This window comes from Massilia agri, assembly GCF_024753255.1.
Taxonomy (GTDB): Bacteria; Pseudomonadota; Gammaproteobacteria; order Burkholderiales; family Burkholderiaceae_D; genus Telluria; species Telluria agri.
On the sequence record NZ_JANUHA010000007.1, the window covers coordinates 182300 to 208002 of the forward strand.

The window sequence follows — 25703 nt, forward strand, 5'->3', positions numbered from 1 at the left end:
GGGTTGCAGGATCTATCATCCCCGGACGCCACGGAGGCAATCTTGAACACGACCACCCTGCCGGACCTGAACAGCTGCCCGCCCGCCGCCTTTATCGACGCCCTGCGCGGCATCTACGAGCACTCGCCCTGGATCGCCGAGCGCGCGGCCGCTCATCGCCCCTTCCCCAGCCTCGCCGCCCTCAAGCAAGCCTTGCAGGCCGTGGTGGCGCACGCCTCGCATGACGAGCAGCTGGCGCTGCTGCGCGCCCACCCGGAACTGGCCGGCAAGGCCGCCATCGCGGGCCAACTCACGGCGGAGTCGACCGGCGAGCAGGCGGCGTCGGGACTGGACCGCTGCAGTCCCGAGGAATATGCGCGGCTGCAGGAACTGAACGCGCAGTATGGAGAGAAGTTCGGCTTTCCCTTCATCCTCGCGGTCAAGGGGCCGACCGGGCGCGGCCTGTCCCGCGCCGCCATCATCGCCACTTTCGCGCGGCGCCTGGAAAACGGGATCGAGGACGAAATGCAGGAATGCCTGCGCCAGGTGCACCGCATCGCCGAGATCCGCCTGAACGCCCTGCTCGCCGTGCAACTGCGCTTCGGTCCGCAGGTGATGGACCGGGCCGAAGCCCTGGGCGCCATCAGCGACGCCGACGAGGGCCTGACCTGCGCCTACATGACACCGGCGCACCAGCGCACCGCCATCCAATTGGCCGAGTGGATGCGCGCGGCCGGCATGGACACCCATATCGACGCGGTGGGCAACGTGGTCGGGCGCTACGCGGCGGCGCAGGCCGACGCCAGGGTCCTGATGACCGGTTCGCACTACGACACCGTGCGCAACGGCGGCAAGTACGACGGCCGGCTCGGCATCCTGCTGCCGATCGCGCTGGTGCAGTACCTCAACGAACGCGGCGAGCGCCTGCCCTTCCACCTGGAAGTCGTCGGCTTCGCGGAAGAGGAAGGGGTGCGGTATCGCGGCACCTTCCTGGGCAGCAGCGCCATCACCGGGCATTTTGACGCCGCCCTGCTGGAGCAGCGCGACGCCGACGGCGTGTCGATGCGCGATGCACTCACGGCCGCCGGCCACGATCCATCCGCGATTTCCGCCATTGCCCGCTCCCCGGATTCCCTCCTCGGCTTCGTCGAACTCCACATCGAGCAGGGACCGGTGCTGCTGCAGCGCGGCCTGCCGGTCGGCGTGGTCACGGCGATCGCGGGCAGCTCGCGCTACCTGGTCGAGTTGGGCGGCGTCGCCAGCCATGCCGGCACCACGCCCATGGACATGCGGCGCGACGCGGCGGCCGCCGCCGCCGAAATCGTGCTGCTGGTGGAACAGCGCTGCAGCGGACGCGGGTCGCTCGTCGGCACGGTGGGCCAGCTCGAGGTGCCTTCCGGTTCGGTCAACGTGATTCCCGGACAGTGCCGGCTGTCGCTCGACATCCGCGCGGCCAGCGACGAAGAACGTCTCGCCGCGGTGGATGACATCTTGGCCGGCATCTCCGCCATCTGCGCGCGCCGTGGCATTGGAGAAAAGCTGTGGAAGCTGGTGGAGGCGGACGCCGCCCCCTGCTCGCCGCGCCTGATGGACATGCTGGGCGCCGCCATCGAAGACAGCGGGCTGCCGCGCTTCGACCTGCTGTCCGGCGCCGGCCACGACGCGATGGAGATGGCGAAGATCACCGAAGTGGCCATGCTGTTCACCCGCTGCGGGAATGGCGGCATCAGCCACAATCCGCTGGAGACGATGACGGCGGACGACGCCGAGGTGGCGGGCGAGGTGCTGCTCGGCTTTCTCCGACACCTTGACGACTCCCGAGGGAAATAAGTAACTGTCGGTAGATCTTACATACCAACACGGTTTCGGAAAATTACTGCGCAAATTCAATTAGTTGCAATTTGGCACGGTAATTGCTTCTTAACATCGTGCTCATCTGCCGGTACAGGTGCGCCGGCGTCGTGCATTCCATCGCGTCGAACCCACCAGACCAACGCGGTATGCTCAAGATATTGACTTTCTCCACCCTCTTCCCGAACATGGTCGAGCCGCAGCATGGCATCTTCACCGAAACCAGCCTGCGCCATCAGTTGGCCGGCAGAACGATGGAGTCAGTCGTGATCGCGCCGGTTCCTTGGTTCCCGTTCACCGCCGGGTATTTCGGGCGCTATGGCCGCTATGCACGCGTGCCGCGCGAGGAGACCCGAAATGGAGTGCGCGTGCTGCACCCACGTTATCTGCAGCTGCCACGCATCGGCATGCACGCTGCGCCGTTTGCGCTGGCTAAAGCCGCGCGGTCCGTCATTGAAGAGCTGATCGCAGACGGCTACGACTTCGACCTCATTGATGCTCATTACTTCTACCCCGACGGCGTGGCCGCTGCGCTGCTGGGCCGGCACTTCGACAAGCCGGTCGTGATCAGCGCGCTGGGGAGCGACATCAATGTACTGCCAGACTACGCTTGGCCGCGCTGGCTGATCCGCTGGGCCGCAAACCGTGCAGCTGCCGTGATCAGCGTAAGCGCGGCCTTGAAGGCACGACTGATGGCACTAGGCATCGCCGCGGATCGCATCCACGTATTGCGCAACGGCGTCGATCTCAGCCTGTTCCATCCTTCGTCGCGCGATACCGCTCGCGCCGCGCTGGGGATCGACGGCTACACGCTGCTCTCAGTGGGTCACCTGATCGCCAGCAAGGGCCATCACCGGGTTATCGGCGCACTCGCCGAGCTTCCCGACGTGCAGCTGATCATCGTAGGTGGTGGTCCGGAGCGAACACGCCTGGCGCAGCTGGCGCTCAGCTTGGGGGTGGAAACCCGGGTTCGCTTTGCCGGTGTCCTTAGCCAGGATGCACTGCGCGGCTACTATGCGGCCGCCGATGCCCTCGTCCTCGCCTCAGACCGAGAAGGCTGGGCCAATGTACTGCTCGAATCGATGGCCTGCGGCACCCCGGTGCTGGCTAGCGCGGTTGGCGGTACACCCGAGTTCATTACCAAGCATGCGGCGGGCCGGCTGCTACCGTCCTTGTGCGCGCGCGGCGTTGCCGAGGCCGTCCGTGCCTTGCGCGCGCACCCGCCGCTACGCACCGACACCCGGGCCTATGCCGAGCAATTCTCATGGACCGACACCACCAGGGCGCAACTGGGATTGTTTGCCCAGGCTACCTACGACCACACCATCCAGAGCCAACCCTATGTACACTGCCGATGAGCTGCTCGACCTGAAGCTTCAATATGACACTCAGGGCTTCGTTCACCTGAAAAATCTCCTCCCGCGTGCGATAGTGGCACACGTCAGCGCCGCTTTCGATGCCGCCGCCAGGCGCGCGGGGCTCAACGCAGATGCGGAGCCTGCGCAGGGCAAGCGCTACGTCGATTTGCCCGCCATCCTCGACGCAGACCCGGTGTTCATCGAGTTGGCCGACCTTCCCTCGCTGTTTCCCCTGTTGCGCGCGGTGGTCGGCGAAGACATCGCACTGAACCAAACCGCGGCGCGCCTGTTCTACCCAGGTCCCACATTTACCAGTCCTTTCCACTCGGACGTCGCCGACGTGGTAGGCGTAGATCCTTCGCATGCGCCGACTTTCCTCGCCAAGGTCCACTTCTACTTCGAGGATCTCAGCCCAGAACAGGGCTGTCTCGCCTTCATCCCGGGGAGTCAGCACTTTCCGCAGAAGCACGTCAATCCACACCGCGCCACGCTGGCCGGCTCGTCCGCAGTCGTTCGCGTCGTGCCGCGCGCGGGTGATGTCGTCTTGTTCAACACACATGTCCTACACATGGCGGAAGCAAACCGAACCAACAGAGTGCGCAAGTCGATCATTTATACCTATGGGCACTTCTGGATGAAGGCCTATCCCAGTGCCAGCCCGGCCGATCTTGCGCAGTTCAACACCAACCCACAGCGCCAGCAACTCTTCGGAGTACCACTAACCGGCGTGGCCCACTTCGCACGCCGCCTCGACCGGCTGGCGCCTCCAACCGCTGCGCAACGGCTGACGGCGGGTTGCGTACAAGTTGTGCACCGGCTGCTGCCGCTGCATAGCCTGCCGCCGCGGGCCTGACGACGCCACGGCCTGCGTAGCGACCGACCATGACGAATGGCACATGCGGCGGACGCGCCGCACGCCGACAATCCAGGTACACGCTGCATCTCGGTGACGCAGCGGACAACCTGAATCGGAAAGCCAACCATGCTCAAACACGTCATCGCAAGCTCGCTTGCACTATCCGCCCTTGCAGTTCCTGCCGTCCACGCTGCTGAAAACGACACCTCCCCGCGCTTCTATGTTGGCGCAGCGACGGGCCAGTCGAAATCGACGCTGGAAAACAGCGCCGGTGAGCGTTTCAGCAGCAAGAATCATCCCCTACCCGTCAAACTCTACGGCGGCATCGACCTGAACGACTACTTCGCGGTGGAAGCCGGCTTCTCCGGAACGACCGGCAAGCATGAATTCGACAAGCGCCTGTACGGCACCGCCACCGAACCGCGCCTGCAAGCGCGGGCGCTTTACCTGGCTGCGAAAGGCACGGTGGCGGTGAGCGACAGGGTCGACCTGCACGCCAAGCTGGGCGTGGCGCACAGCCGCTTCGAGATATCAAACGCCGGCATTCACGACCGCAAGATCGACGGCACCAAGCCGATGTTCGGCATCGGCGCGGCGTACAAGTTCACCGAGCAGCTCGCGGGGACGCTCGAATTCGAGCATTACGGCACCGTACGCGAGGAGGGCTACAAGCTGCGCCGGCAGCAGCTGCAGGCCGGCCTGAAATTGAGCTTCTGATTGCCGTCGGCCGGGCCGCGCCCGGCCTTCCGCTAGAATGCGACACCCCCACGATCCGCGACGCCCATGACGCACGAACCGACCGCCAGCAAACTGTCCGCCATCCCGCCCTGGATGTTCGCCGTCGCGGCAGCGCTGCTGTTCGGCGGGCTCGATGTCGCGGCGGCGCTCGGCGGTCGCATCTCCCTGCACAATCCGCTCGGCCTCCTGTCGGTTGCCATGACCGGCGACTGGCGCGGGAGCCTCGATCCGCGCGACGTGCCGCAAGCCGTCCAGCTCTTCGCGGCATGCAAGGCTGTGGGGTGCTGCGTGTTTGCGCTGGTATCAAGCATGGCCTGCCTGGCGAAGACGCTGGAGCGCCGCACCGTCCTGCTGGCGCTGCTGGTCGCCTGCGCGGTGGTGCTCGACTCGCTGCCGCTGCACGTGCTCGCCAGCGCCCACCTGGGCATGCTGCTGCCCTGGCGCCGTGGCTTGTGGATGCTGGCGCTGCAATACCTGGCCGGTGTGGCCGTGGACACCCTGCTGGTACTGGACCTCGTCACGCGCCTGAACCAGCCGCCGCGCTGGTCGCTGCTCGCCTACGTGTCGGCCGAGCGGCTGATCAAGGCGACCGGTTTCATCGCCGGCCGCCTGGTCCTGCGCGAGCACCGGATGCGGCAATCGCTCGCCACGGCGCACGCGCAGATGCTCGCCACCCAGTCGCTGCTGGCCGAGACGGTGCGCGGCGCCGAGCGCCTGCGCATCGCGCGCGACCTGCACGACGCCGTCGGCCACCACCTCACGGCGCTCAACCTGCACCTCGACCTGGCGCTGCGCCAGGCCAGGGACGCCACGCCGCCCGCCCTGCATACGGCGCGCGACGCCAGCGGCGCGCTGCTGGCGCAGGTGCGCAACGTCGTCTCCAGCACCCGGCAGGACCAGACCATCGACCTGGCCGAGGCCATCCGCCTGCTGGGTGACGGTATCCCGGGCATCTCTGTCAGCGTGCGCATCGACCCGGCCGCCAGCCGCTACCCCGCGCCGGTGGCGCACGTCCTGTTCCGCTGCATCCAGGAAGGGATCACCAATGCCCTGCGCCATGCGCATGCGCGCCGCCTGGATATCGTGCTGCAAGAGGCAGATGGCATGACGGTCGCGCGGGTGCTCGACGACGGCTGCGGCGAGTCCGGCCTCGTCGAAGGCAATGGCCTGCGCGGCATCCGTGAACGGCTGGCCGAACTGGACGGCGAGCTGCGCTACGGGGCGCAGCCAGGGGGCGGCTTCGCACTGGAACTGCGCCTCCCGCAGCAGGCGGTGCCGGCATGATCCGCGTCGCCCTGGTCGACGACCAGACCCTGGTGCGCAGCGGCATCCGCGGCCTGCTCGACCTGACCGAGGACATCCGCGTGGTGGCGGAAGCCGCCGACGGCATCGAGGCGCGGCGCGTGCTGGCCCAGGCCAGCGTGGACGTCCTGCTCCTTGACGTGCGCATGCCAGGTTCAAGCGGCATCGACCTGCTGCGCGATTCGGGCGGGCCACTGCCGCCAACGATCATGCTCACCACTTTCGACGACGAGGATGCGCTGCTGGAGGCCATGCGTTTAGGGGCGCGCGGCTTCGTGCTCAAGGATATCTCGCTGGAGCGGCTGGCCGAGGGCATCCGGGCGGTGGCCGGCGGCGCCACCCTGTTCCGCCCCGCGCTGACGGAGCGCATCCGCGAATCGTTCGAGCGCAGTCACGCGGCTCCCGGTAACGTGCTCACGGAGCGCGAAACCGAGGTGCTGGCGCTCGTGGCGGCAGGCCTGAGCAACGGCGAAATCGCCGCCCACCTTGGCGCGAGCGAAGGCACGGTGAAGAACCACGTTTCCAGCATCCTGTCGAAGCTGGGCGTGCGCGACCGGGTACGCGCGGTCCTGCGCGGAATCGAGCTGGCGCTGATCTAGGCGCCGGCGGGATTCACTTCTTTGTTTCGAGCCGCAGGATCGCCAGGATCGCCAGCGCGAACAGGGCGCTGAGCACCGCCGTCGCCTCGCGTCCCATGCCGGCCGCGATGCCGATCGCCGCAGTCAGCCACACGCTCGCGGCCGTGGTGACACCCTTGATGTCGTCCTTCTGGGTATGCTTGAGGATGGCGCCGGCGCCGATGAAGCCGATGCCTGCGGTGACGCCCTGCAGCACGCGCGAGAGGTCGCCGATCTCCATCCCCGCCTGCAGGGGAATGAGGACGAAGAGGGCCGAGCCGAGCGAGACCAGCATGTGGGTGCGCAGGCCGGCCGAGGCGCCGACCGATTCGCGTTCATAGCCAAGCATGCCGCCCAGCGCTACCGCCACCAGCAGGCGCAGCACGATGCGGGTGATGTCCTCGACACTGCCCACGTCGGCAAATTCCTGCTGTATCGTCAACCAGCTCCTCTCGATCCACACCTTTCGCACCCTCCCGATGGTTTTTCGGGATGATGCCATTTCGACAGGATTGGCGTCGCCACGCTCGACAGTTCAGGCTACGATACCTGGCCGCTCCAGCATCGCATGCAGCAGCACGTTGCAGCCGGCCTCCAGGTGATCCGGCCGCGCGTCCTCGATCTCGTTGTGGCTGATGCCGTCCTTGCAGGGCACGAAGATCATGCCCGCAGGGGCAACACGCGCCGCGTAGATGGCGTCGTGGCCGGCGCCGGACACCACGTCCATGCTCGAATAGCCCAGCTTCTCGGTGGCGGCGCGCACCGCGTTCACGCAGTCCGGATGGAAGGGGCAAGGCGGGTAGTAGGACACGCGCTCCACCTCGATGGCCAGGCCGCTTTTCTCACGCGCCTGCGCGACGAAGGCCAGCATCTCTTCGTGCATCGTGTTCAGGAGCGCGTCGCTCACATTGCGCAGGTCGATGCTGAACTTGACCTGGCCCGGGATCACGTTGCGGCTGTTCGGGAACACCTGCACCATGCCCACCGTCCCGCGCCCGTAAGGCGGGTAACGGTTCGCGATCCGGACGACTTCCTGCATGATGGTGGTGGCCACCTGCAGCGCATCGCGGCGCAGGCCCATCGGGGTCGGGCCGGCATGCGCTTCCATGCCGCTGACGACGCAGTCGTACCAGGACAGGCCCATCACGGCCGGCACCACGCCGATCACCTTGTCCGCATCTTCCAGCACCGGGCCCTGCTCGATGTGGGTTTCGAAGTAGGCGCCGATCGGGTGGCGGCCCGGCACCTCGTCGCCGAGGTAGCCGATGCGTTCCAGTTCCTCGCGCACGCTCTTGCCCTCGACGTCGCGGGCATCGTAGGCCGTCTCCAGGCTGAAGGCGCCGCAGAACACGCCGGAGCCCATCATCACCGGCACGAAGCGCGAACCCTCTTCATTGGTCCAGAAAGCGACCTCGATCGGCGCCTCGGTCTGGATGCCCCTGTCGTTCAGTGTCCGAATCACCTCCAGGCCGGCCAGCACACCGTAGTTGCCGTCGAACTTGCCGCCGGTCGGCTGGGTGTCGACGTGGCTGCCGGTGACGATGGGGAACAAGTCCGGGTTCCGCCCCTCGCGGCGCATGAAGACGTTGCCGATCTGGTCGACCGTGACCTCCAGCCCCGCCTCGCGTCCCCAGCGCACCACCAGGTCACGGCCCTGGCGGTCGAGGTCCGTCAGGGCCAGGCGCTTGACGCCGCCCTTCTCGGTGGCGCCGATGGCAGCCAGGTCCATCAGCGACTTCCACAGGCGTTCGCCATTGATACGCAGGTCGTTCATGCTCGCTCTCCTCAGGCAACGGTGGCGGTGAAGGCGGGACGCTCGACGTAGCGCCCTGCCCCGGCTTCGGCGCGCAGCTCGCCGCGTTCGAACACCAGCTTGCCGGCGGCGACCGTATGGGTCGGGATGCCCCGCACGGTGCGTCCCTCGAAGACGTTGAAGCCCCCCTTCGAGAACTGGGTCTTGGCGGAGATGGTGCGGCTGCCGCTCGGATCCCAGACCACGAGGTCGGCGTCCGCCCCCACCGCGACGATTCCCTTGCGCGGGTAGATGTTGAAGATCTGCGCCGCATTGGTCGAGGTGACGCGCACAAATTCCGAGGGCGTGAGCAGGCCCGTGTTCACGCCGGCGTCCCAGACCACCGCCATGCGCTCTTCCACGCCGCCGCAGCCGTTCGGGATCTTCGTGAAATCGTCCTTGCCGGCCGCTTTCTGCTCGGCGCAGAAGGTGCAGTGGTCGGTGGCCGTGGTGTGCAGGTTTCCGCCCTGCAGGCCCTGCCACAGCGCCTGCTGGTGGTGGCTGCTGCGAAACGGCGGGCTCATGACGTGGCCGCGCGCGAAATCCGGGTCCGGGTGGCGGTAGACGCTGTCGTCGATGACGAGGTGGCCGGCCAGCGCCTCGCCGTACACGCGCTGGCCCTTGGCGCGCGCGCGCGTGATGGCCTCGAGCGACTCGGCGCAGGACACGTGCACGATGTAGACCGGGGTGCCCAGCACGTTGGCAATTGCAATCGCGCGGTTGGCCGCTTCCGCCTCGACCTCCGGCGGGCGCGAGAGCGGATGCGCCTCGGCGCCGCGGATGCCCTTCCTCAGGAGTTCCTGCTGCAGCTGGTAAACCAGCTCCCCGTTCTCCGCGTGCACGGTCGGGATGGCGCCCAGTTCGAGCGCGCGGCGGAAACTCTTCACCAGCGTCTCGTCGTCGGCCATGATGGCGTTTTTATAGGCCATGAAGTGCTTGAAGCTGTTGACGCCGTGTTCGCGCACCAGCACGCCCATCTCCTCGTGCACCGAAGGGTCCCACCAGGTGACCGCGACGTGGAAGGTGTAGTCGCTGGCGGACTTCTTCGCCCAGCCGCGCCAGGTGTGGAAAGCATCCAGCAGCGACTGTTTCGGGTCGGGGATGACGAAGTCCATGATGGTGGTGGTGCCGCCCGCCAGGCCGGCCGCCGTTCCGGTGTAGAAGTCGTCCATCGTGACCGTGCCCATGAAGGGCAGCTGCATGTGGGTGTGGGTGTCGATCCCGCCCGGCATCACATACTGCCCGCCCGCATCGATGATCGTGGCGTTGGCGGGGGCGTCGAGATTTTCCCCGACCGCCACCACCTTGTCGCCGAAGCAGAGGACGTCGGCGCGAAATGCTCGGTCGGCGTTCACCACGGTGCCGCCACGGATCATCGTTGTCATGGACACTCCTTCAGGTTGAGTAGTGGTTTGCTGTCTGCAGCGCCGGCGCCGTGCGGCCCTTCATCATCAGGCCGTACACGATGGCGGCGATCACCACGCCGACGAACCAGGCGTAGGTATAGATGGTCTTGAAAGCCTCGCCGACGTCCGGGAACGCGTTCGGCAAGGCTGCGTTGAGGAAGCCCGGCAGGTTCGGCAGCACGCCGGCCGCGAAGGCCACGATGGCGGCGATGTTCCAGCCGCCCTTGTACGAGTACTCCCCGCCCTCGCGGTAGAGCTGTTCGACGTCGAGCCGCGTCTTCCGCACGAAGTAGTAGTCGACGATCATGATCCCGGCGATCGGCCCGAGCAGCGCCGAGTAGCCGGTCAGCCAGATGAAGATGTAGTTCTGGGTGCTCTCCAGGATCTTCCAGGGCATCATGGCCAGCGCGATGCCGGCCGTGATGTAGCCGCCGACGCGGTAGCTGATGCGCTTGGGCGAGAGCGCGGAAAAGTCATAGGCCGGGCCCACCAGGTTGGCGGCCAGGTTGACGCTGGCGGTGTCGATCAGGAGGATCAGGAGGGCCACCAGCACCGCCACGCCGGTCATGCGGCTGGCCACGTCGACCGGGTCCCACAGGGCCTTGCCATACAGGACGATGGTGGCCGAGGTGACGGTGACGGCCAGTGCCGCGAGCAGGCCCATGGGCAGCGGCAGGCCCAGGGTCTGGCCCACCACCTGGTCGCGCTGGGTGGTGGCGAAACGGGTGAAGTCGGGGATGTTGAGCGCCAGCGTGGCCCAGTAGCCGATCATGGCGGTGAGCGAAGGCCAGAACACGGCCCAGAACAGGCCGGCCTTGGGTCCGCCTTCGACGAAGGCGGAGGGCTGCCCGAGCAGCGGACCGAAGCCGCCGACCTTGTCGTACACCCACCAGAGCAGCAGGAAGCAGATCGCGATTTTCAACGGTGCGGTATAGGTCTCCAGCTTCCGGATCGATTCCATGCCATGCACGATGAAGTACATCTGGATCGCCCAGAAGCCCAGGAAGCAGGCCAGCTGGCCGAGATTGATGCCCAGGCCCGGCAACTTGTCGCCGCCGATCGGAGCCCCGAGCAGGACGCCCAGCAGCGTGTAGATCATGCTGCCGCCGAACCAGGTCTGGATGCCGTACCAGCCGCAGGCGACGACGGCGCGCATCAGGGCGGGCAGCCGCGCGCCGCGGGTGCCGAAGGAAGCGCGCGCCAGCACCGCGTAGGGAATGCCGTACTTGGTGCCCGCGTGGCCGATCAGGAGCATGGGCAGCAGCACGATCACGTTCGCCAGGAACACCGTGAGCACCGCCTGCCAGGCCGACATCCCGCTCTCGATCAGGCTGGCCGCCAGCATGTAGGCGGGAATGCTGATCACCATGCCGACCCAGAGGGCGGCGAAGTGGTACCAGCGCCAGGTGCGCTGCGCGGCCGTGGTCGGGGCCAGGTCGTGGTTCCAGAGTTCAGGGCTGGCGTTGTTATTGGTGGTCACGGTCGGACTCTCCTCGTCGGTGGCAAGATGTGCGACCGAGTGTAGCGCAATCGTATGGACAAATGTGCCCGCCTCAAGCGCCGGCCTGTTCGACCACGGCCGCCGCCGGAGCCGGCTCGGCCCGCGGATTGCGCGGATCCTGTGTCCAGTTCATGTAGGGCTTGCCGCTCTCCTGCGGCACCATGGTGATGCAGCTATCGACCGGACAGGTGATCTCGCACAGGTTGCAGCCCACGCATTCCTCGCGGATCACCTCGAAGCGCCGGGTTCCCGCCTCGTCGACGGCGCGCGCGATCGCCTGGTGGGAGGTATCTTCGCAGGCCACGTAGCACTTGCCGCATTTGATGCACTTGTCCTGGTCGATGTGGGCAATCACCTGGTAATTCATGTCCAGGTACTTCCAGTCGGTGGTGTTGCGCACGGCCTTGCGGGAAAAGGCGGCGATATCGGCGTAACCCTGCGTGTCCATCCAGCGCGACAGGCCGTCCTTCATCTCTTCGACAATGCGGAAGCCATGCAGCATGGCGGCCGTGCACACCTGCACGCAGCCGGCGCCCAGCGCGATGAACTCGGCCGCGTCGCGCCAGTTGCCAATGCCGCCGATGCCGGAGATCGGCAGACTGGCCGTCATGGGATCGCGCGCGATCTCGGCCACCATGTTCAGGGCGATCGGCTTGACCGCCGAGCCGCAGTAGCCGCCGTGGGTGCTGGCCTCTCCCACGATGGGATAGGCCACCATGCGGTCCAGGTCCAGGTGGGTGATCGAGTTCACCGTGTTGATGAGCGAGACCGCGTCCGCCCCGCCGGCGAGCGCGGCGCGGGCCGGGTGGCGCACATCGGTGATGTTCGGGGTCAGCTTGACGATGACAGGCAATCTGGTGTGCTTCTTGCACCAGGCGGTCACCATCTGCACGTACTCCGGCACCTGCCCCACCGCAGCCCCCATGCCGCGCTCGGGCATGCCGTGCGGGCAGCCGAAATTCAGTTCGATACCGTCGGCGCCAGTGGCCTCGACCAGCGGCAGGATCGCCGCCCAGGGCGCTTCTTCGCAGGGCAGCATCAGGGACACGATCATGGCGCGGTCCGGCCAGTCCTTCTTGACCTGGGTGATCTCGCGCAGGTTGATCTCGAGGCTGCGGTCGGTGATCAGCTCGATGTTGTTGAAACCGATGACCTCGCGGTTCTTGCCGTAGTGGGCCGAGTAGCGCGAGGAGACGTTCACCGCCGGGGGGTCTTCGCCCAGGGTCTTCCACACCACCCCGCCCCACCCCGCCTCGAAGGCGCGCACCACGTTATAGGCCTTGTCGGTCGGCGGCGCGGAGGCCAGCCAGAAGGGGTTCGGGCTCTTGATGCCGCAGAAATCGATGCTCAGGTCGGCCATGCTGCCTCCGTGCTTGCCTGGATGTCTTCGTGGATGGCGAGGGCCGCCAGCTTGCCGTGCTGGACGGCCTGCACCGTGAGGTCCTGCCCCGGCGCGACACAGTCGCCGCCCGCATAGATGCCGGGGATCGCCGTGCGGAAGTGTGCGTCGATGCGGATCCGGTCGCCCTCGCGGACCAGAGCGTCACCGAGGCCGTCCTCGCACATGCCCTGGCCGATGGCCTTGAACACGGCGTCGGCCGCGATTTCGACGTAGCCGCCGGTGCGCACCAGGCGCCCCTCTTCCATGCGGGTCTGCTCGAAGCGCATGCCGGCCACCCTGCCTTCCCCGTCGAGCAATACCTCGAGCGGCGCGGCCCAGGTGCGGATGCGCACGAAATTGGCCTTGGCGATCTCGATCTCGTGGCCCGTCGCGCTCATCGATTCCAGGCCGCGCCGGTAGACCAGGGTGACGTCTTCCGCCCCCAGGCGCTTGATCTGCACCGCCATGTCGACCGCCGTGTTGCCGGCGCCAATGACGATCGCGCGGCGCGGCACCGGCAGCCGGGACAGGTCGCTGGCCTGGCGCAGCGCGGCGATGTAGTCGATGGCGGCCACCAGGCCCGGCGCGTCCTCGCCCGTCAGGCCCAGCGCCCGGCTGGCGGCCAGGCCGATGCCCAGGAAGACCGCGTCGAAGCGGGTGTGCAGGTCGGCCAGGCTGAGGTTCTCGCCAAGCCGGCGGCCATATTCGATGTGGATTCCGCCGATGGCCATCAGGAAGTCGACTTCCTGCTGCGCGAAGTCGCCCGGCAGCTTGTATCTGGCGATGCCGTATTCGTTCAGGCCACCGGCCTTTTCACGCGCCTCGTAGACGACCACATCGTTGCCCAGCATGGCCAGGCGGTGGGCACAGGACAGGCCGGCGGGGCCGGCGCCGACCACGGCGATGGTCCGGCCGGTGGAAGGTGCGCGTGCGAAAGGGTGGCCGTCGAAGCGCGCATTGTCGATCGCGTAGCGCTGCAGCAGGCCGATGCGCACGGGCTCGCGCTCGGTCGGGTTGTTGCGCACGCAGGATTGCTCGCACAGGATCTCGGTGGGACAGACGCGGGCGCAGCTGCCGCCGAAGATGTTCGCCTTCAGGATGCCGTAGGCGGCGCCATCGATGTTCTGGTCCTGGATGTTGCGGATGAAGCCGGCGACGTCGATGCCGGTCGGGCAGGCGTTCATGCAGGGCGCGTCATAACAATAGAGGCAGCGCGCCGCCTCGAGCGCGGCCTGGCGCGCCGTCAAGGGCGGCGCCAGGTCGGTGAATTGCGCGGCCAGTTCGCCGTTCGAACCTGCCGCCGGCGGCAGGTGCTGGAGTGATTCGATCATGTGCATCCCTTCTTGTTGTCAAGCGGCGAACATGCTGCGCAAGGCTACTTCATCTGGGGGAAGGCGAACTGCGGCCCGCTGCTGGCGCTGTCCGGCCAGCGCTCCATCACCGCCTTGTGGCGGGTGTAGAAGCGCACGCCTTCCGGCCCGTAGGCGTGATGGTCGCCGAACAGGCTGCGCTTCCAGCCGCCGAAGCTGTTGAAGGCCATCGGCACCGGCAACGGCACGTTCACGCCCACCATGCCGACTTCGATCTGGCGCACGAACTCGCGCGCCACGCCGCCGTCGCGGGTGAAGATGGCGACGCCGTTGCCGTATTCGTTGGCGTTGATGAGTTCCACCGCGCGTCCCACGTCCGGCAGGCGCACCACGCACAGCACCGGACCGAAGATCTCTTCCTGGTAGATCGCCATGTCGGGGGTGACGTGGTCGAACAGGGTGCCGCCGACGAAGAAGCCATTCGGGCTCTCGTCCACGCGATAGTCGCGCCCGTCCACGACGAGCGTGGCGCCCTGCTCCACCCCCTGGCCGATCAGGCGCTCGATGCGTTCCTTGGCGGCGCGCGTGACCACCGGGCCCATCTCCATGCCGGCCGCCATGCCGTCGCCAATCCTGAGCTTCGCGGTGCGTTCGGCCAGGCTTGCAACCAGCTTGTCGCCGGCATCGCCGATGGCCACCGCCACCGAGATCGCCATGCAGCGCTCGCCGGCCGAGCCGTAGGCGGCGCCAATCAGGGCGTCGACCGCCATGCCCATGTCGGCGTCCGGCATCACGACCATATGGTTCTTCGCGCCACCCAGGGCCTGCACGCGCTTGCCCGCGGCCGAACCCTTGGCGTAGATGTACTCCGCAATCGGGGTGGAGCCGACGAAGCTGATGGCCTGGATGTCGCGGTGCTCGAGCAGCGCGTCGACCGCCACCTTGTCGCCCTGGACGACGTTGAACACGCCGTCCGGCAGGCCGGCTTGCTGCAGCAGGCGCGCATGCAGGAGCGAGGCCGATGGGTCGCGCTCGGAGGGTTTGAGCACGATGGTGTTCCCGCAGGCGATCGCAACGGGGAACATCCACATCGGCACCATCACCGGGAAGTTGAAGGGCGTGATGCCGGCCACCACGCCCAGCGGCTGGCGCATCGACCAGGCGTCGATGCCGCGCGCGATCTGGTCGGTGAATTCGCCCTTGAGCATCTGCGGGATGCCGACCGCGAACTCGACCACCTCGATGCCGCGCGCCACTTCGCCCTGCGCATCCGCGAAGGTCTTGCCGTGCTCGCGCACCACCATGGCCGCGAATTCGTCGACGTGCTGCTGGCACAGCTGCAAGTACTTGAACATGACTCGGGCGCGCGCCAGCGGCGGCGTCGCGGCCCAGGCCGGGAAGGCGGCCAGCGCTGCCTGCACCGCGGCGTCGACGTCGCGCGGCTCGGCCAGGGCAACTTTCGCGCAAGGCTCGCCGCGTGCGGGGTTGTAGACATCCGCCAGGCGCGTGCCTTGCGCGTGCGCCAGTTGGCCGTTGATGAAGTGCGAGATGAGTTCCATGTACTTAATCCAGGTTGTTCAATACGTTGGCGAGTTTGCCGAACAGTTCGTCGATGTGCTGCCGGTCGAGGATGAGCGGCGGCGACAGGGCGATGATGTCGCCCGTCACGCGGATCAGGATACCGTCGGCGAAGGCCTGCTTGAAGGCGGCGTAGGCGCGCGCGCCCGGTTTGCCCGCGATGGGTTCGAGTTCGATGCCGGCCACCAGGCCGATCGAGCGCAGGTCGATCACGTGCGGCAGGCCGCGCAGCGAATGCAGCGCATCCTCGAAGTAGGCCTGCATCGCCCTGGCGTTCTCGATGACGCCCTGCTCGCGGAAGACCTGCAAGGTGGCTATGCCGGCGGCGCAGGCCAGCGGGTGGCCGGAATAGGTGTAGCCGTGGAACAGCTCGATGCCCGGCGGCGCGTCCATGAAGGCGTCGTGGATGAAGCGCTTGGAGAACACGGCGCCCATCGGGACCACGCCATTGGTCAGGCCCTTCGCGGTGGTCATCATGTCGGGCTCGACGCCGAAATAGTCGCTGGCGAAAGGCGTGGTCAGCCTGCCGAAGCCGGTGATGACTTCGTCGAAGATCAAGAGGATGCCGTGCTTGTCGCAGATCTCGCGCAGGCGCTTGAGGTAGCCCTTGGGCGGCACCAGCACGCCGGTGGAGCCGGACACCGGCTCGATGATCACCGCCGCGATCGTCGATGCGTCGTGCAGGGTGACGAGGCGTTCCAGCTCGTCGGCGAGTTCGGCGCCGAAGTCGGGTTCGCCGCGCGAGAAGGCGTTCTTCTGCAGGTTGTGCGTGTGCGGCAGGTGGTCGACGCCCGGCAGCAGCGGGCCGAAGCTCTTGCGGTTGTTGCCGATGCCGCCCACCGACAGGCCGCCGAAACCGACGCCGTGGTAGCCGCGCTCGCGGCCGATCAGCCGGGTACGCCCGCCCTCGCCGCGCGCCTTGTGGTAGGCCAGCGCCATCTTGAGGGCCGTGTCCACCGCTTCCGAGCCGGAGTTGGTATAGAAGACGTGGCCGAACTTGTGGCCGGTGTAGTCCATCAGCTGCTCGGCCAGGTCGAATGCGGCCGGATGCCCCATCTGGAAGGTGGGCGCGAAATCCAGCTGGCCGACCATCTCGCTGACCGCCTGGGTGATGCGCGGCTGGGCATGGCCGCAGGGAACACACCAGAGGCCGGCCGTGCCGTCGAGGATGCGGTTGCCGTCGACGTCCTTGTAGTACATCCCCTCGGCGGACACGAGCAGGCGCGGACTGGCCTTGAAATCCCGATTATTGGTGAAAGGCATCCAGAATGCGGACATCGAGCTGGGCCTGGATTCGTTCATGCGTCTCTCCTTGCCATGGTGGCGAAATTTTTTACCAGTTGGCAAAATATTGATCAATAATAGACAGCAAGGCAACACCGGCACAGATACACCAAGGTAAAAACAGGCCAACCGTACAGGCAGCCCGACCTGCACAGTTGCAGCCCTTTGGCGCGGAGCGGTGATGATGGAACAAGCTGTTTTGACAGAAGAGTTTCCTTGCGAAATGCCGTCGACGGCGCTAGATACGATGGCGCCCTTGCGATGGCCTGCCTTGTCCATCGACAGGAGCAAACGCGGCAGCCTGGTCGACCAGATCGTCGGGGCCATCTCGACGATGGTAAACGAGCGCCAGCTCGGTACCGGCACGAAAATGCCTTCAGTTAGACAATTCGCAAAGTGCAATGGCGTCAGCACATTCACGGTCGTCGAGGCCTACGAGCGCCTGCACCAGCTGGGATTGCTCTCCTCGCGGCGCGGCGCCGGCTTCTTCGTCGCCCGCAGCCTGCCCCGGGCCGCCTGTCCGACCCTGGCGGCGCCCAGCCTGCAATCCGAGATCGACGCCCTGGCGCCGGACCTGTATTCCGGGCAGTCGGACGCCCTGCCGGTCGGCGCCGGCTGGTTGCCGCCGGAGTGGTATGGTGACAACACCTTATTGGACGCGGTACGCCACGCCATGAAGATCCCGGCCGGCCGCCTGCGCGGTTACGGCCACCCGCTCGGCCTGCCCGCCCTGCGCCAGCACCTCGCCACCACCCTGGGCGCGGAGCTGTTCCCCGTCGATCCCGACCAGGTGCTGCTGACCCACGGCGCGACCCACGCCTTCGACCTGATCCTGCGCACCCTGGCGCGGCCGGGCGACGTGGTACTGGTCGAAGACCCCGGCTACAGCAACCTGCTGTCCCTGATCCGCCACCACGGCTGCGTCCCGGTCGGCATCCGCCGCGGCGAAGCGGGCCTGGACATGGACGAACTGGCGCGCCAGGCCGCCGTGCTGCAGCCAAAGCTCATGTTCGTCAACACCGTGCTGCAGAATCCCCTCGGCACGTCGCTCAGCCAGGCCCAGGCCCACCGCCTGCTCGCGCTGGCCGAGCAGTTCGACTTCTGGCTGGTGGAGGACGACATCTACCGCGAACTGGCCGCGCCCGGCGAAGCCTCGCTGGCCGCGATGGACGGCCTGCGCCGGGTGATCCGGGTCGGCAGCTTTTCCAAGACCCTGTCGCCGGTGCTGCGCGTCGGCTCCCTGTGCGCATCCCGCTCGCTGGTGCCGGAACTGCTGCGCGTGAAGATGCTCGCGGGCCTGACGACCTCGGAGATCAACGAGCGCGCCGTGTTCGAGGCGACCAGCACCCGCTCCTACCGGCGCATGATGGCGCGCCTCGCGGCCCGCTTGGATGCCGCGCGCGAAGAATCCCTGGACGCCCTGCGCGACGCCGGCCTGCGTCCACTGGCCCAGCCGCGCGGCGGCATGTTCGTCAGCGCCGGCTGGGATGGGCGGGCTGCGCCAGGCCGCAGCGCCCGCACCATCGCCGACGCCGCGCTCAAGGCCGGCATCCTGCTGGCACCGGGGGAATTCTTCACCCAGCGTACGCCGGAGGGCATCTGGTTCCGCTTCAACGTGGCCTATGCCGCCGATCCGCAACTGCTGGCCTTCCTGCGCGCGCAGCGCTAGGGGACGGTCATGGACATCCACGCCGCCCCGAGCAAGCGCGACAAGGTCGAGACCGCGATCCTGCAGGCCGCCACGCGCCTGTTCGCCGAATGCGGCTTCGAGGGCACCACCATCGCCGCGGTGGCGCAAGCGGCCGGCATCTCGAAGCAGAACCTGCTCTACTACTTCCCGACCAAGCCCAGCCTGTACCAGCGCGTGCTCGACGACGTGCTGGACGACTGGCTCGCCCGCATGGCACACCTGGCCGACAGCGCGGGCGAACCTGGCGAGGTGCTGCGCGCCTACGTCCGGGCCAAGCTGCGCTTTTCACGCGAGCAGCCCTGGGCCTCGCGCGTGTATGCGATGGAGGTGATCGGCGGCGCCAAGTTCTACGGGGAGCAGATCCGCGCCCGCGTCGTGCCGCTGCTGCGCCGGGACATCGCGGTGTTCGAGCGCTGGATGGCGGACGGGCGCATTGCGCGCGTGAACGCGACCCACCTGCTGTTCGCGCTCTGGGCGATGACCCAGTCCTACGCCGACTTCGCGGCACAGATGGCCCTGGTGCTGGGCCGGCCGGAACTGACGGGCGCGGACTTCGAGGATGCCGAGCAGTTGGTCGGCGAACTGGTGGTCCGGGCTGTCACTTCCGTGGCATAGGACAGTCTGGCAGCAAGGTGTTACCATGCTTTTATAACAACAGGTCTCGCCATGTCCAGCCCATGTCCAATTACGCAACTCCTATCCTGACGACCGACCGCCTCACCCTGCGCCCGTTCACCCTGGACGATGCGCCGGACCTGCTGGCCGTGTTCTCCGACCCCGCCGTGATGCATTACTGGAGCTCCGAGCCCTGGACCTCGGTGCGCGACGCCGAGGCCATGATCGAACAGGCGCTTGCCGGCTACCGCGAGCAGTCCGAGGTACGCTTCGGCATCGAGCTGGCCGCGACCGGCCAGCTGATCGGCGCCCTCAACCTGCACCGCTTCTTCCCGAGGAACCGCCGTTGCGAAATCGGCTACGCCCTCGGCAGCGCGCACTGGGGCAAGGGCTACGCCAGCGAGGCGTTGGCCACCGGCATCGACTACGCCTTCCACGAGCTGCGCCTGAACCGCATCGAGGCCGACATCGACCCGCGCAATACCGCCTCAGGCGCCCTGCTGGAGCGGCTGGGCTTTCGCAAGGAAGGCTATATGCCCGAGCGCTGGTTCGTGCACGGCGAGATGGCCGACACGGTCAATTACGGCCTGCTGCGCCGCTACTGGGACGAGCGCAAGTAAGGGCAGCGCCACCTCGCTCTTCCCGCCTATCCGTCCTCATGACCGCTAAACCCGGGAATCCGACCATTCGTCGGATGACCGTGGCGCGCGCGGCGCCCCCGTCCTACAGTAGCGCCATCACCTCTACCAAAGGACATACCGCATGAAAACCGCCACCCGCTCCGCTTTCCGCTCCTTCGTCGCCGACATGGAAGACATCGGCCGCAAGTGCAACCGTGCCGTGCGCTCGGGCGCCCGCACCCTGGCCGCCCTGCCCTGGCCGGCCCTGCTGGCCGTGTCGATCGTGCTGGCCTGCCTGATGACCATCGTGCCGCTGGCGCTGACCCTCTTCGTCGGCTTCCTGCTGCTGAAATTCGTGGCCGCCGCCCTGTTCGGCCGCCGTCCGCAACAGATCGCGGAGTAAATCATGGCCGCCGCTCCGATCAACCGCGCAATCGACTTCGTGCGCGAAGCCGTCAACGAAGCCAGCGTCCTGTGGTGGCGCTTCTTCGACTGGCTGGCCCTGGTCGAGTGGCGCCAGCTGTACGTGACCTGGTTCCTGGTCTTCGTGTCCGGCATCCTGCTCAACCTGACCGAACCGGCCGTCTGGTTCATCCTGATTTCCTTCGGCGTGAAGGTCCTGGCCGGCGGCAAGCGCCGCGCCGAACTCACCGCCCAGGAAGCCGCGGACAAGGCCAACGTCGCCACGCTCGAGCGGCGCCTGATGGAAGCGCAGATGGCGACCCTGCAGGCCCAGGTCGAGCCGCACTTCCTGTTCAACACCCTGGCCCTGATCGGCCAGCTGATCGAGACCGACCCGAAGGAGGCGGCGCGCGTGCACGCCCACCTGATCGAGTACCTGCGCTCCTCATTGCCGCAGATGCGCGCAGGTGGCGGCGGCACCCTCGGCAAGCAGGTCGAGCTGTCGCGCGCCTACCTGGCGATCATGCAGGCGCGCATGAAGGAACGCCTGGCGGTGCGCTTCGAGGTGCCGGACTTCCTCGGCAGCGCGCCCTTCCCGCCGATGATGCTGCAGACCCTGATCGAGAACGCGATCAAGCACGGCCTGGAGCCGAAGGTGGCGGGCGGCACCATTACCGTGCGCGGCCACGTGGTCGGCGCCACCCTGCACGTCGACGTCTGCGACGACGGCGTCGGCATCGACCTGCACGCCGACGAGGGCGTGGGCCTGGCCAACATCCGCGAACGCCTGGCCCTGCTGTACGGGAAGGATGCCGAGCTGGTGATCGAAATGCCACCCGGGGGCGGCGCCTGCGCCTCGATCCGCCTGCCCTACCGGATGACGGAGTTCGACTGATGCCTTTGACCGCACTGATCGCCGACGACGAGGCGCCCCTGCGCGAACAGCTGCGCACGCGCCTCGCGCAAGCATGGCCCGAGCTGCGCATCGTGGCCGAAGCGGCCAACGGCGCCGAAGCGGTGGCCCTGGCCGCCGAGCACAAGCCCGACATCGTCTTCCTGGATATCCGCATGCCCGGCATGGGCGGCATCGACGCCGCGCGCCAGCTCTACGACCGCTGTCACATCGTGTTCGCCACCGCCTACGACCAGTACGCGCTGGACGCCTTCGAGCAGGGCGCGATCGACTACCTGTTGAAACCGGTGACGCCGGCGCGCCTGCAGACCACCTGCGAACGCCTGCGCAAGCGCCTCGCCGGCAACGCGGCCGCGCCCCAGGATATCGGCGCGCAGCTGGCCGAGCTGGGGGCGCTGCTCAAGGGAGGAAGCGCCGCCGCCAAACCGAACTACCTGCGCTGGATCCAGGCCCAGGTGGGTGGCAGCCTGCGCATGGTCAGCACCCGCGAAATCCTGTTCTTCCAGGCCGACGACAAGTACACCTGCGTACAGACGGCCAGCACCCAGCTCCTGATCCGCAAGACGCTCAAGGAGCTGGCGGACGAGCTGGATCCGGACGAGTTCTGGCGCATCCACCGCTCGACCCTGGTGCGCGTTGACGCCATCCTTGAAGTCACGCGCGACCTGCGCGGACGGCAGATGGTCAGGCTGCGCAACTACCCGGAACTGCTGGAGGTGAGCCGGAACCACGGCTACCTGTTCCAGCAGATGTGAGTTTCACTTAGCCGAACAGGCCCTCGTCGGAACCGTCGCCATCGAAGAAACCGCCGGGGCCGTCGAGGCCGCCCTCGTCACCGAGCAGATTGTCCGACTGGCCGATGTCGTTGATGCCGGCCTGGTCGGCCAACGCGCTGCCGGACTGGTCGTTATCTGACAGCAGGTGGCTGGCGTTTCCGCCGGCATCGTGGTCATGGAACAGGTTGTCGAGGCCATGGAAGAGGAAACTGCCTGCCGCCACCCCGGCCGCGGTTGCGGCAATCGAGCCAAGCAAGCCTCCGCCCCCACCGCCACGCAGGAAGCCGCCGCCGCTGCGGTTCGAGAAGCCGGGGAAGGCGTGCTGCCAGGACATGTGCTGGGATTGCTGGTGTTGCGGCGAATGGGAACGATGGCGGTTGCCCCAGCTGTGCGGATCGAGGAAGGCGCCGCCGCTGCGCTGCTGGTTGTCGAGCTGGCTTTCCAGCATGGCGATGCGCGACCTGGCAGCGTCGAGGGCCTGCTCCATCAGCAGGGCGCGCTGGACCAGCAGGTAGGCGGCATCGGGTTGCTGGGCGACGGCGCGCTGGATCAGGGAATCGGCTTCGGGGTCTTTCTGGACGCCGCGGGCCTGGACGAGCTGGCCCAGGAAGTCATGCAGTTTCTGGGTATCGGATGGGCTCATGGTGGTGCTCCTCATCGTGGATATGATTAAAACTGCATGTTGTGCGTCTGACCGCGATTTCAAGCGCCTGGACAGGGCTTGTGGTCGGCAATCACCATGGTGCGACCGCCCCGCGAGGCACTACCCGGCTCGCCGCCATGTTCGAAGAAGTAGAACAGGCCCTCCTCCTGCATCAGACGCTCCGCGAAAGCGAGGTCGCTCTCCCGGTATTGGGTGGTCAGGCTGCGCTTCGGATGGGCGCCTGGTTCGGCGATCTCGAAGCGCCAGCTGGGAGCGATCGCGCCTCGACCGGCACAGCTGCCCAGGATGACGTCGAGGATGTCAAAGACGTTCATGTCCTGGAAGACACGGCTTTCCCGTCCAGGCAAGGCCGACATGACGACGTCGTGGGCAAGGTTCGGCATCGCTTCCTCCGTTCAGTGAGTGCTTGCTTCCAGTAATTACATGCCTGGAATTTTCTGGCGCTTTGACCAGCGTCACTACACTTGAGTAAAGGAAAAACATGCGGAAAATTCCGAAGGTCGCCCGCGAAGAAGTCTGACGCGGCCGATCCCGCCGCCTTATACGTCAGGCTGCGTGGCGAGGCGTGAATCCCACCCCCAACGCCGCAAGCGGTGCCCCTTGAGCGCATAGAACAGGATCAGGCCATAGCACGGCAGCATCACCGCATAGGCTGTCTGCGGATGCGCGGCATCCGCGAAGTGACCATAGAGCATGGGCAGCAGCGCGCCTCCCGCCACGCCCATCACCAGCAGGGCCGATCCCGCTGCCGTGTACTTGCCCAGTCCCTCCAGCGCCAGCGGCCAGATCGCCGGCCACACCAGCGCATTGGCAAAGCCCAGCAGCGCCAGGTACAGCACCGTGTCCGGCACCACCGGCACGCCCAGCCATCCCAGCAGGACCCGGGCCAGGCCGGCATCAAGCGACGAGCCGGACAGCACGCCGCAAGTGAACAGGAGTCCGAGCAGGGCCGACAACATCAGGGCGGTCTTTTGCGCCAGCAGGCGCGGAATGGCGACAACGCCCACCAGGTAGCCAAGCACCATGAAGGCCATGGTGTAGGAAGTCAGCACGCCGAAGTTCTGCACATTCAGCTGCTGGCCGTACAGTCCGATGGTATCCCCCGCGATGACTTCCACGCCGACGTACGCGAAGAGAGACAGGGCGCCCAGCACCAGCTGGGGGAACTGCAGCACGCCGAAGCGGTGCACGGTGACGTCGCCGGCATCCTTTTCCGGCGTGATCTCGCGCAGCGTCGAGAAGTGCACGATCACCATGACCAGCAAGAGGCCGCCCGCCATGACCACATAGGGGAATACCAGCCGCTCGGCGAGCTGGGCGCGCAGGGCCTCCCTCTGGGCCGCGCCTATGGCCTCGAGCGCCATGTCCGAGACATTGCCGACGCCCGAGAGCATCAGCGAAGCGAACAGAAGCGGCACGACGACGCCGGCGCCCTTGTTGAACAGTCCCATGATGCTGATGCGCATGGCGGCGCTCTCGCGCGACCCGATGCAGACCAGGTAGGGATTCACGGCGGTCTGCATGAGCGTGGCGCCGGTCGCCAGGGTGAACAGGGCCAGCAGGAACAGCGGATAGGCGGCGCTGCGGGCCGCCGGAATGAAGAGCAAGGCGCCGGTGGCCATGACGCCCAGGCCGATGGTCATGCCGTGCTTGTAGCCGACCTTGTCCAGCACCGCAGCCGACGGCAAGGCCATCACGGTGTAGGCAATGTAGAAGGCAAAGGTGACGAACAGGGCGTGGAAATTGCTGAGGTCGCAGACGATCTTCAGGTAGGGGATCAGGGAGCCATTGAGCCAGGTAACGAAGCCCAGGATGAAGAACAGCATGCCGACGAAGAGCATCGCGACGACGACCTCTCTCGTCGAAGCGCCGGCCGAATCTGTATCGCGTCGTTTCATGGACACCTCAACAATGAATTCAATGCACGTAAAAAAACCCCGGGTCCCGGTGAAGGGACTCGGGGGAACTCACAGAGGAGAGACTGTGAGCGTTCGAACCGTCGTCGCCGGCAGGCAGACTGAAGCCGGCAATTCATGGTATCAGAACAAAAAGTTATAAACCACTGGTAATTACCAATTTACTCATCAGTGCCCCCTGCACGCCTCCTTCCGCACCGTTCCATCCGCATCCAGGGCGCGTACTTCCGCTCTACGTCGCATCGCATGCACGCGGGGAGATTATCAATACCAATCAAATACCGATTGACTTAGTGGTACGGCCCGACCTATATTTACCGAACTTTATTGCAAGAAAGGCCACGATGACCCAGCATCTTCCCTGTGCAGACGCTTGCGGCGCCCACGCCACCTGACCCGCAATGGACGAAGAACTGCAGGCCTTCCGGCCCGATCCCGCGGACGTGACGCCCCTGTACATCCAGCTGGCGAACAAGCTGTCGAACGCGATCGGCAAGGGCCGCTGGCGCCCCAACGAAGCCCTGCCCTCCGAGCGCACCTTGTCCGGCATGCTGAGCATCTCGCGCGTCACCGCGCGCAAGGCGATCGACCTCCTGTGCGAGCGCGGCGTCCTGACCCGCGTGCGCGGTTCCGGCACCTACATCACGCCCAAGCTCGAGCAACCCCTGTCGCGGCTGTCCAGCTTTTCCGAGGAACTCAGCCAGCGCGGCGCGAAGGCCGGCTCGATCTGGCTGTCGCGCGAACTTGGCGCCGCCACGCCGCTCGAGATGCTGTCGCTGGGCCTGTCGCCGAACACGCCGGTGGTCCGGCTCAAGCGCCTGCGCACCGCCGACGAGATCGTGATGGCGATCGAGACCTCCACCATCCCGGCCGTCTACATGCCAGACCCGCAGGCGGTCGGCGATTCGCTCTACGACTACCTGGAAGAGCGCGGCATCCACCCGGTGCGCGCCCTGCAGCACATCCGCGCGGTCAACGCCAGCGCCGCGCAGGCGCGCCTGACCGACCTGGCGCCGAACACCGCCATGCTGCACATCACACGGGTGAGCTATCTCGGCTCCGGCGCCGCCGTCGAGCTGACCCATTCCTGGTTCCGCAGCGACTACTACGGCTACGTGACCGAGTCGCAGCGATAAACCCTTTGAACAAGCCCC

At 66.7% G+C, this 25703-nt stretch carries 24 protein-coding genes; 13 read left to right on the forward strand and 11 right to left on the reverse strand.

Features of this window, described 5'->3' with window-relative positions:
- Positions 1-42: 42 nt before the first annotated feature.
- From NX780_RS12370 to NX780_RS12395, 6 genes are all read left to right on the forward strand, one after another.
- On the forward strand, positions 43-1809 hold the full coding sequence (locus tag NX780_RS12370; protein WP_258828158.1) for an allantoate amidohydrolase: 1767 nt from the start codon (positions 43-45) through the stop codon (positions 1807-1809).
- A gap of 170 nt (positions 1810-1979) precedes the next feature.
- Positions 1980-3188: a glycosyltransferase gene (locus NX780_RS12375; protein ID WP_258828159.1), complete on the forward strand. Its 1209-nt coding sequence runs from the start codon at positions 1980-1982 to the stop codon at positions 3186-3188.
- The gene (locus NX780_RS12380; protein ID WP_258828160.1) at positions 3172-4041 is read left to right on the forward strand and encodes a phytanoyl-CoA dioxygenase family protein; all 870 of its coding nucleotides are present in this window, start codon (positions 3172-3174) and stop codon (positions 4039-4041) included. Before NX780_RS12375 ends, NX780_RS12380 begins: the two co-directional genes overlap by 17 nt.
- A 129-nt stretch (positions 4042-4170) precedes the next feature.
- Positions 4171-4761 (forward strand): porin family protein, encoded by a 591-nt coding sequence (locus NX780_RS12385; RefSeq protein WP_258828161.1) that lies wholly within the window; start codon positions 4171-4173, stop codon positions 4759-4761.
- A gap of 66 nt (positions 4762-4827) precedes the next feature.
- Entirely contained in the window at positions 4828-6066 is a 1239-nt protein-coding gene (locus NX780_RS12390; protein WP_258828162.1) for a sensor histidine kinase, read from the forward strand.
- The gene (locus NX780_RS12395) at positions 6063-6683 is read left to right on the forward strand and encodes a response regulator (RefSeq protein ID WP_258828163.1); all 621 of its coding nucleotides are present in this window, start codon (positions 6063-6065) and stop codon (positions 6681-6683) included. The genes NX780_RS12390 and NX780_RS12395 overlap by 4 nt, the downstream gene beginning before the upstream one ends.
- A gap of 13 nt (positions 6684-6696) precedes the next feature.
- On the opposite strand, the gene NX780_RS12400 is transcribed toward NX780_RS12395, so the two are convergent.
- The 8 genes from NX780_RS12400 to aptA all read right to left on the reverse strand — a co-directional run bounded on the left by NX780_RS12400 (position 6697) and on the right by aptA (position 16971).
- Positions 6697-7173 (reverse strand): MgtC/SapB family protein, encoded by a 477-nt coding sequence (locus NX780_RS12400; RefSeq protein WP_258828164.1) that lies wholly within the window; start codon positions 7171-7173, stop codon positions 6697-6699.
- A gap of 63 nt (positions 7174-7236) precedes the next feature.
- Positions 7237-8475: a Zn-dependent hydrolase gene (locus tag NX780_RS12405; RefSeq protein WP_258828165.1), complete on the reverse strand. Its 1239-nt coding sequence runs from the start codon at positions 8473-8475 to the stop codon at positions 7237-7239.
- A gap of 11 nt (positions 8476-8486) precedes the next feature.
- Positions 8487-9878 carry a dihydropyrimidinase gene (gene hydA, locus NX780_RS12410; RefSeq protein WP_258828166.1) on the reverse strand — a complete coding sequence of 464 codons (1392 nt, stop codon included), beginning with the start codon at positions 9876-9878 and terminating at the stop codon, positions 8487-8489.
- Between the two features lie 10 nt (positions 9879-9888).
- Complete coding sequence (locus NX780_RS12415; RefSeq protein WP_258828167.1) at positions 9889-11379, reverse strand: NCS1 family nucleobase:cation symporter-1; 1491 nt, start codon at positions 11377-11379, stop codon at positions 9889-9891.
- 73 nt (positions 11380-11452) lie between these two features.
- Positions 11453-12760, reverse strand: coding sequence for an NAD-dependent dihydropyrimidine dehydrogenase subunit PreA (preA, locus tag NX780_RS12420; protein WP_258828168.1), 1308 nt, complete (start codon positions 12758-12760; stop codon positions 11453-11455).
- Positions 12748-14112 carry an NAD(P)-dependent oxidoreductase gene (locus tag NX780_RS12425; RefSeq protein ID WP_258828169.1) on the reverse strand — a complete coding sequence of 455 codons (1365 nt, stop codon included), beginning with the start codon at positions 14110-14112 and terminating at the stop codon, positions 12748-12750. Before NX780_RS12425 ends, preA begins: the two co-directional genes overlap by 13 nt.
- A gap of 44 nt (positions 14113-14156) precedes the next feature.
- Positions 14157-15650, reverse strand: coding sequence for a CoA-acylating methylmalonate-semialdehyde dehydrogenase (locus NX780_RS12430; RefSeq protein WP_258828170.1), 1494 nt, complete (start codon positions 15648-15650; stop codon positions 14157-14159).
- A 4-nt stretch (positions 15651-15654) separates the two neighbouring features.
- Positions 15655-16971: an omega-aminotransferase AptA gene (gene aptA / locus NX780_RS12435; protein WP_258828171.1), complete on the reverse strand. Its 1317-nt coding sequence runs from the start codon at positions 16969-16971 to the stop codon at positions 15655-15657.
- Between the two features lie 253 nt (positions 16972-17224).
- Between aptA and NX780_RS12440 the strand changes: the two genes are divergently transcribed.
- The 6 genes from NX780_RS12440 (at position 17225) to NX780_RS12465 (ending at position 21948) form a co-directional block, all read left to right on the forward strand.
- On the forward strand, positions 17225-18622 hold the full coding sequence (locus tag NX780_RS12440; RefSeq protein WP_370663607.1) for an aminotransferase-like domain-containing protein: 1398 nt from the start codon (positions 17225-17227) through the stop codon (positions 18620-18622).
- A gap of 9 nt (positions 18623-18631) precedes the next feature.
- Positions 18632-19258, forward strand: coding sequence for a TetR/AcrR family transcriptional regulator (locus NX780_RS12445; protein ID WP_258828173.1), 627 nt, complete (start codon positions 18632-18634; stop codon positions 19256-19258).
- A 62-nt stretch (positions 19259-19320) separates the two neighbouring features.
- On the forward strand, positions 19321-19878 hold the full coding sequence (locus NX780_RS12450; protein ID WP_258828174.1) for a GNAT family N-acetyltransferase: 558 nt from the start codon (positions 19321-19323) through the stop codon (positions 19876-19878).
- Between the two features lie 142 nt (positions 19879-20020).
- A complete protein-coding gene (locus NX780_RS12455; RefSeq protein WP_258828175.1) occupies positions 20021-20281 on the forward strand; it encodes a hypothetical protein in 261 nt (86 codons plus the stop codon).
- Between the two features lie 3 nt (positions 20282-20284).
- Positions 20285-21175 (forward strand): sensor histidine kinase, encoded by an 891-nt coding sequence (locus tag NX780_RS12460; RefSeq protein ID WP_258828176.1) that lies wholly within the window; start codon positions 20285-20287, stop codon positions 21173-21175.
- Positions 21175-21948, forward strand: coding sequence for a LytR/AlgR family response regulator transcription factor (locus NX780_RS12465; protein ID WP_258828177.1), 774 nt, complete (start codon positions 21175-21177; stop codon positions 21946-21948). The genes NX780_RS12460 and NX780_RS12465 overlap by 1 nt, the downstream gene beginning before the upstream one ends.
- Before the next feature lie 7 nt (positions 21949-21955).
- Here the strand turns inward: NX780_RS12465 and NX780_RS12470 are convergent, their stop codons facing one another.
- The 3 genes from NX780_RS12470 to NX780_RS12480 all read right to left on the reverse strand — a co-directional run bounded on the left by NX780_RS12470 (position 21956) and on the right by NX780_RS12480 (position 24531).
- Complete coding sequence (locus NX780_RS12470) at positions 21956-22612, reverse strand: DUF2076 family protein (protein WP_258828178.1); 657 nt, start codon at positions 22610-22612, stop codon at positions 21956-21958.
- 59 nt (positions 22613-22671) lie between these two features.
- Entirely contained in the window at positions 22672-23016 is a 345-nt protein-coding gene (locus NX780_RS12475) for a contractile injection system protein, VgrG/Pvc8 family (protein WP_258828179.1), read from the reverse strand.
- A 156-nt stretch (positions 23017-23172) separates the two neighbouring features.
- Complete coding sequence (locus NX780_RS12480; RefSeq protein ID WP_258828180.1) at positions 23173-24531, reverse strand: sugar MFS transporter; 1359 nt, start codon at positions 24529-24531, stop codon at positions 23173-23175.
- Between the two features lie 419 nt (positions 24532-24950).
- Between NX780_RS12480 and NX780_RS12485 the strand changes: the two genes are divergently transcribed.
- Positions 24951-25685, forward strand: coding sequence for a GntR family transcriptional regulator (locus NX780_RS12485; RefSeq protein WP_258828181.1), 735 nt, complete (start codon positions 24951-24953; stop codon positions 25683-25685).
- The last annotated feature ends 18 nt before the right edge of the window (positions 25686-25703 follow it).

Bases quoted from the DNA above. Each gene is read 5' to 3' on its own strand.
- NX780_RS12445 (WP_258828173.1), top strand. From the start codon at position 18,632: ATGGACATCCACGCCGCCCCGAGCAAGCGCGACAAGGTCGAGACCGCG.
- NX780_RS12375 (WP_258828159.1), top strand. From the start codon at position 1,980: ATGCTCAAGATATTGACTTTCTCCACCCTCTTCCCGAACATGGTCGAG.
- NX780_RS12475 (WP_258828179.1), bottom strand. From the start codon at position 23,016: ATGCCGAACCTTGCCCACGACGTCGTCATGTCGGCCTTGCCTGGACGG.
- NX780_RS12405 (WP_258828165.1), bottom strand. From the start codon at position 8,475: ATGAACGACCTGCGTATCAATGGCGAACGCCTGTGGAAGTCGCTGATG.
- hydA (WP_258828166.1), bottom strand. From the start codon at position 9,878: ATGACAACGATGATCCGTGGCGGCACCGTGGTGAACGCCGACCGAGCA.
- NX780_RS12450 (WP_258828174.1), top strand. From the start codon at position 19,321: ATGTCCAATTACGCAACTCCTATCCTGACGACCGACCGCCTCACCCTG.
- NX780_RS12485 (WP_258828181.1), top strand. From the start codon at position 24,951: ATGGACGAAGAACTGCAGGCCTTCCGGCCCGATCCCGCGGACGTGACG.
- NX780_RS12465 (WP_258828177.1), top strand. From the start codon at position 21,175: ATGCCTTTGACCGCACTGATCGCCGACGACGAGGCGCCCCTGCGCGAA.
- preA (WP_258828168.1), bottom strand. From the start codon at position 12,760: ATGGCCGACCTGAGCATCGATTTCTGCGGCATCAAGAGCCCGAACCCC.
- NX780_RS12470 (WP_258828178.1), bottom strand. From the start codon at position 22,612: ATGAGCCCATCCGATACCCAGAAACTGCATGACTTCCTGGGCCAGCTC.
- NX780_RS12380 (WP_258828160.1), top strand. From the start codon at position 3,172: ATGTACACTGCCGATGAGCTGCTCGACCTGAAGCTTCAATATGACACT.
- NX780_RS12460 (WP_258828176.1), top strand. From the start codon at position 20,285: ATGGCCGCCGCTCCGATCAACCGCGCAATCGACTTCGTGCGCGAAGCC.
- NX780_RS12390 (WP_258828162.1), top strand. From the start codon at position 4,828: ATGACGCACGAACCGACCGCCAGCAAACTGTCCGCCATCCCGCCCTGG.
- NX780_RS12480 (WP_258828180.1), bottom strand. From the start codon at position 24,531: ATGAAACGACGCGATACAGATTCGGCCGGCGCTTCGACGAGAGAGGTC.
- NX780_RS12425 (WP_258828169.1), bottom strand. From the start codon at position 14,112: ATGATCGAATCACTCCAGCACCTGCCGCCGGCGGCAGGTTCGAACGGC.
- NX780_RS12455 (WP_258828175.1), top strand. From the start codon at position 20,021: ATGAAAACCGCCACCCGCTCCGCTTTCCGCTCCTTCGTCGCCGACATG.
- NX780_RS12385 (WP_258828161.1), top strand. From the start codon at position 4,171: ATGCTCAAACACGTCATCGCAAGCTCGCTTGCACTATCCGCCCTTGCA.
- NX780_RS12430 (WP_258828170.1), bottom strand. From the start codon at position 15,650: ATGGAACTCATCTCGCACTTCATCAACGGCCAACTGGCGCACGCGCAA.
- aptA (WP_258828171.1), bottom strand. From the start codon at position 16,971: ATGAACGAATCCAGGCCCAGCTCGATGTCCGCATTCTGGATGCCTTTC.
- NX780_RS12395 (WP_258828163.1), top strand. From the start codon at position 6,063: ATGATCCGCGTCGCCCTGGTCGACGACCAGACCCTGGTGCGCAGCGGC.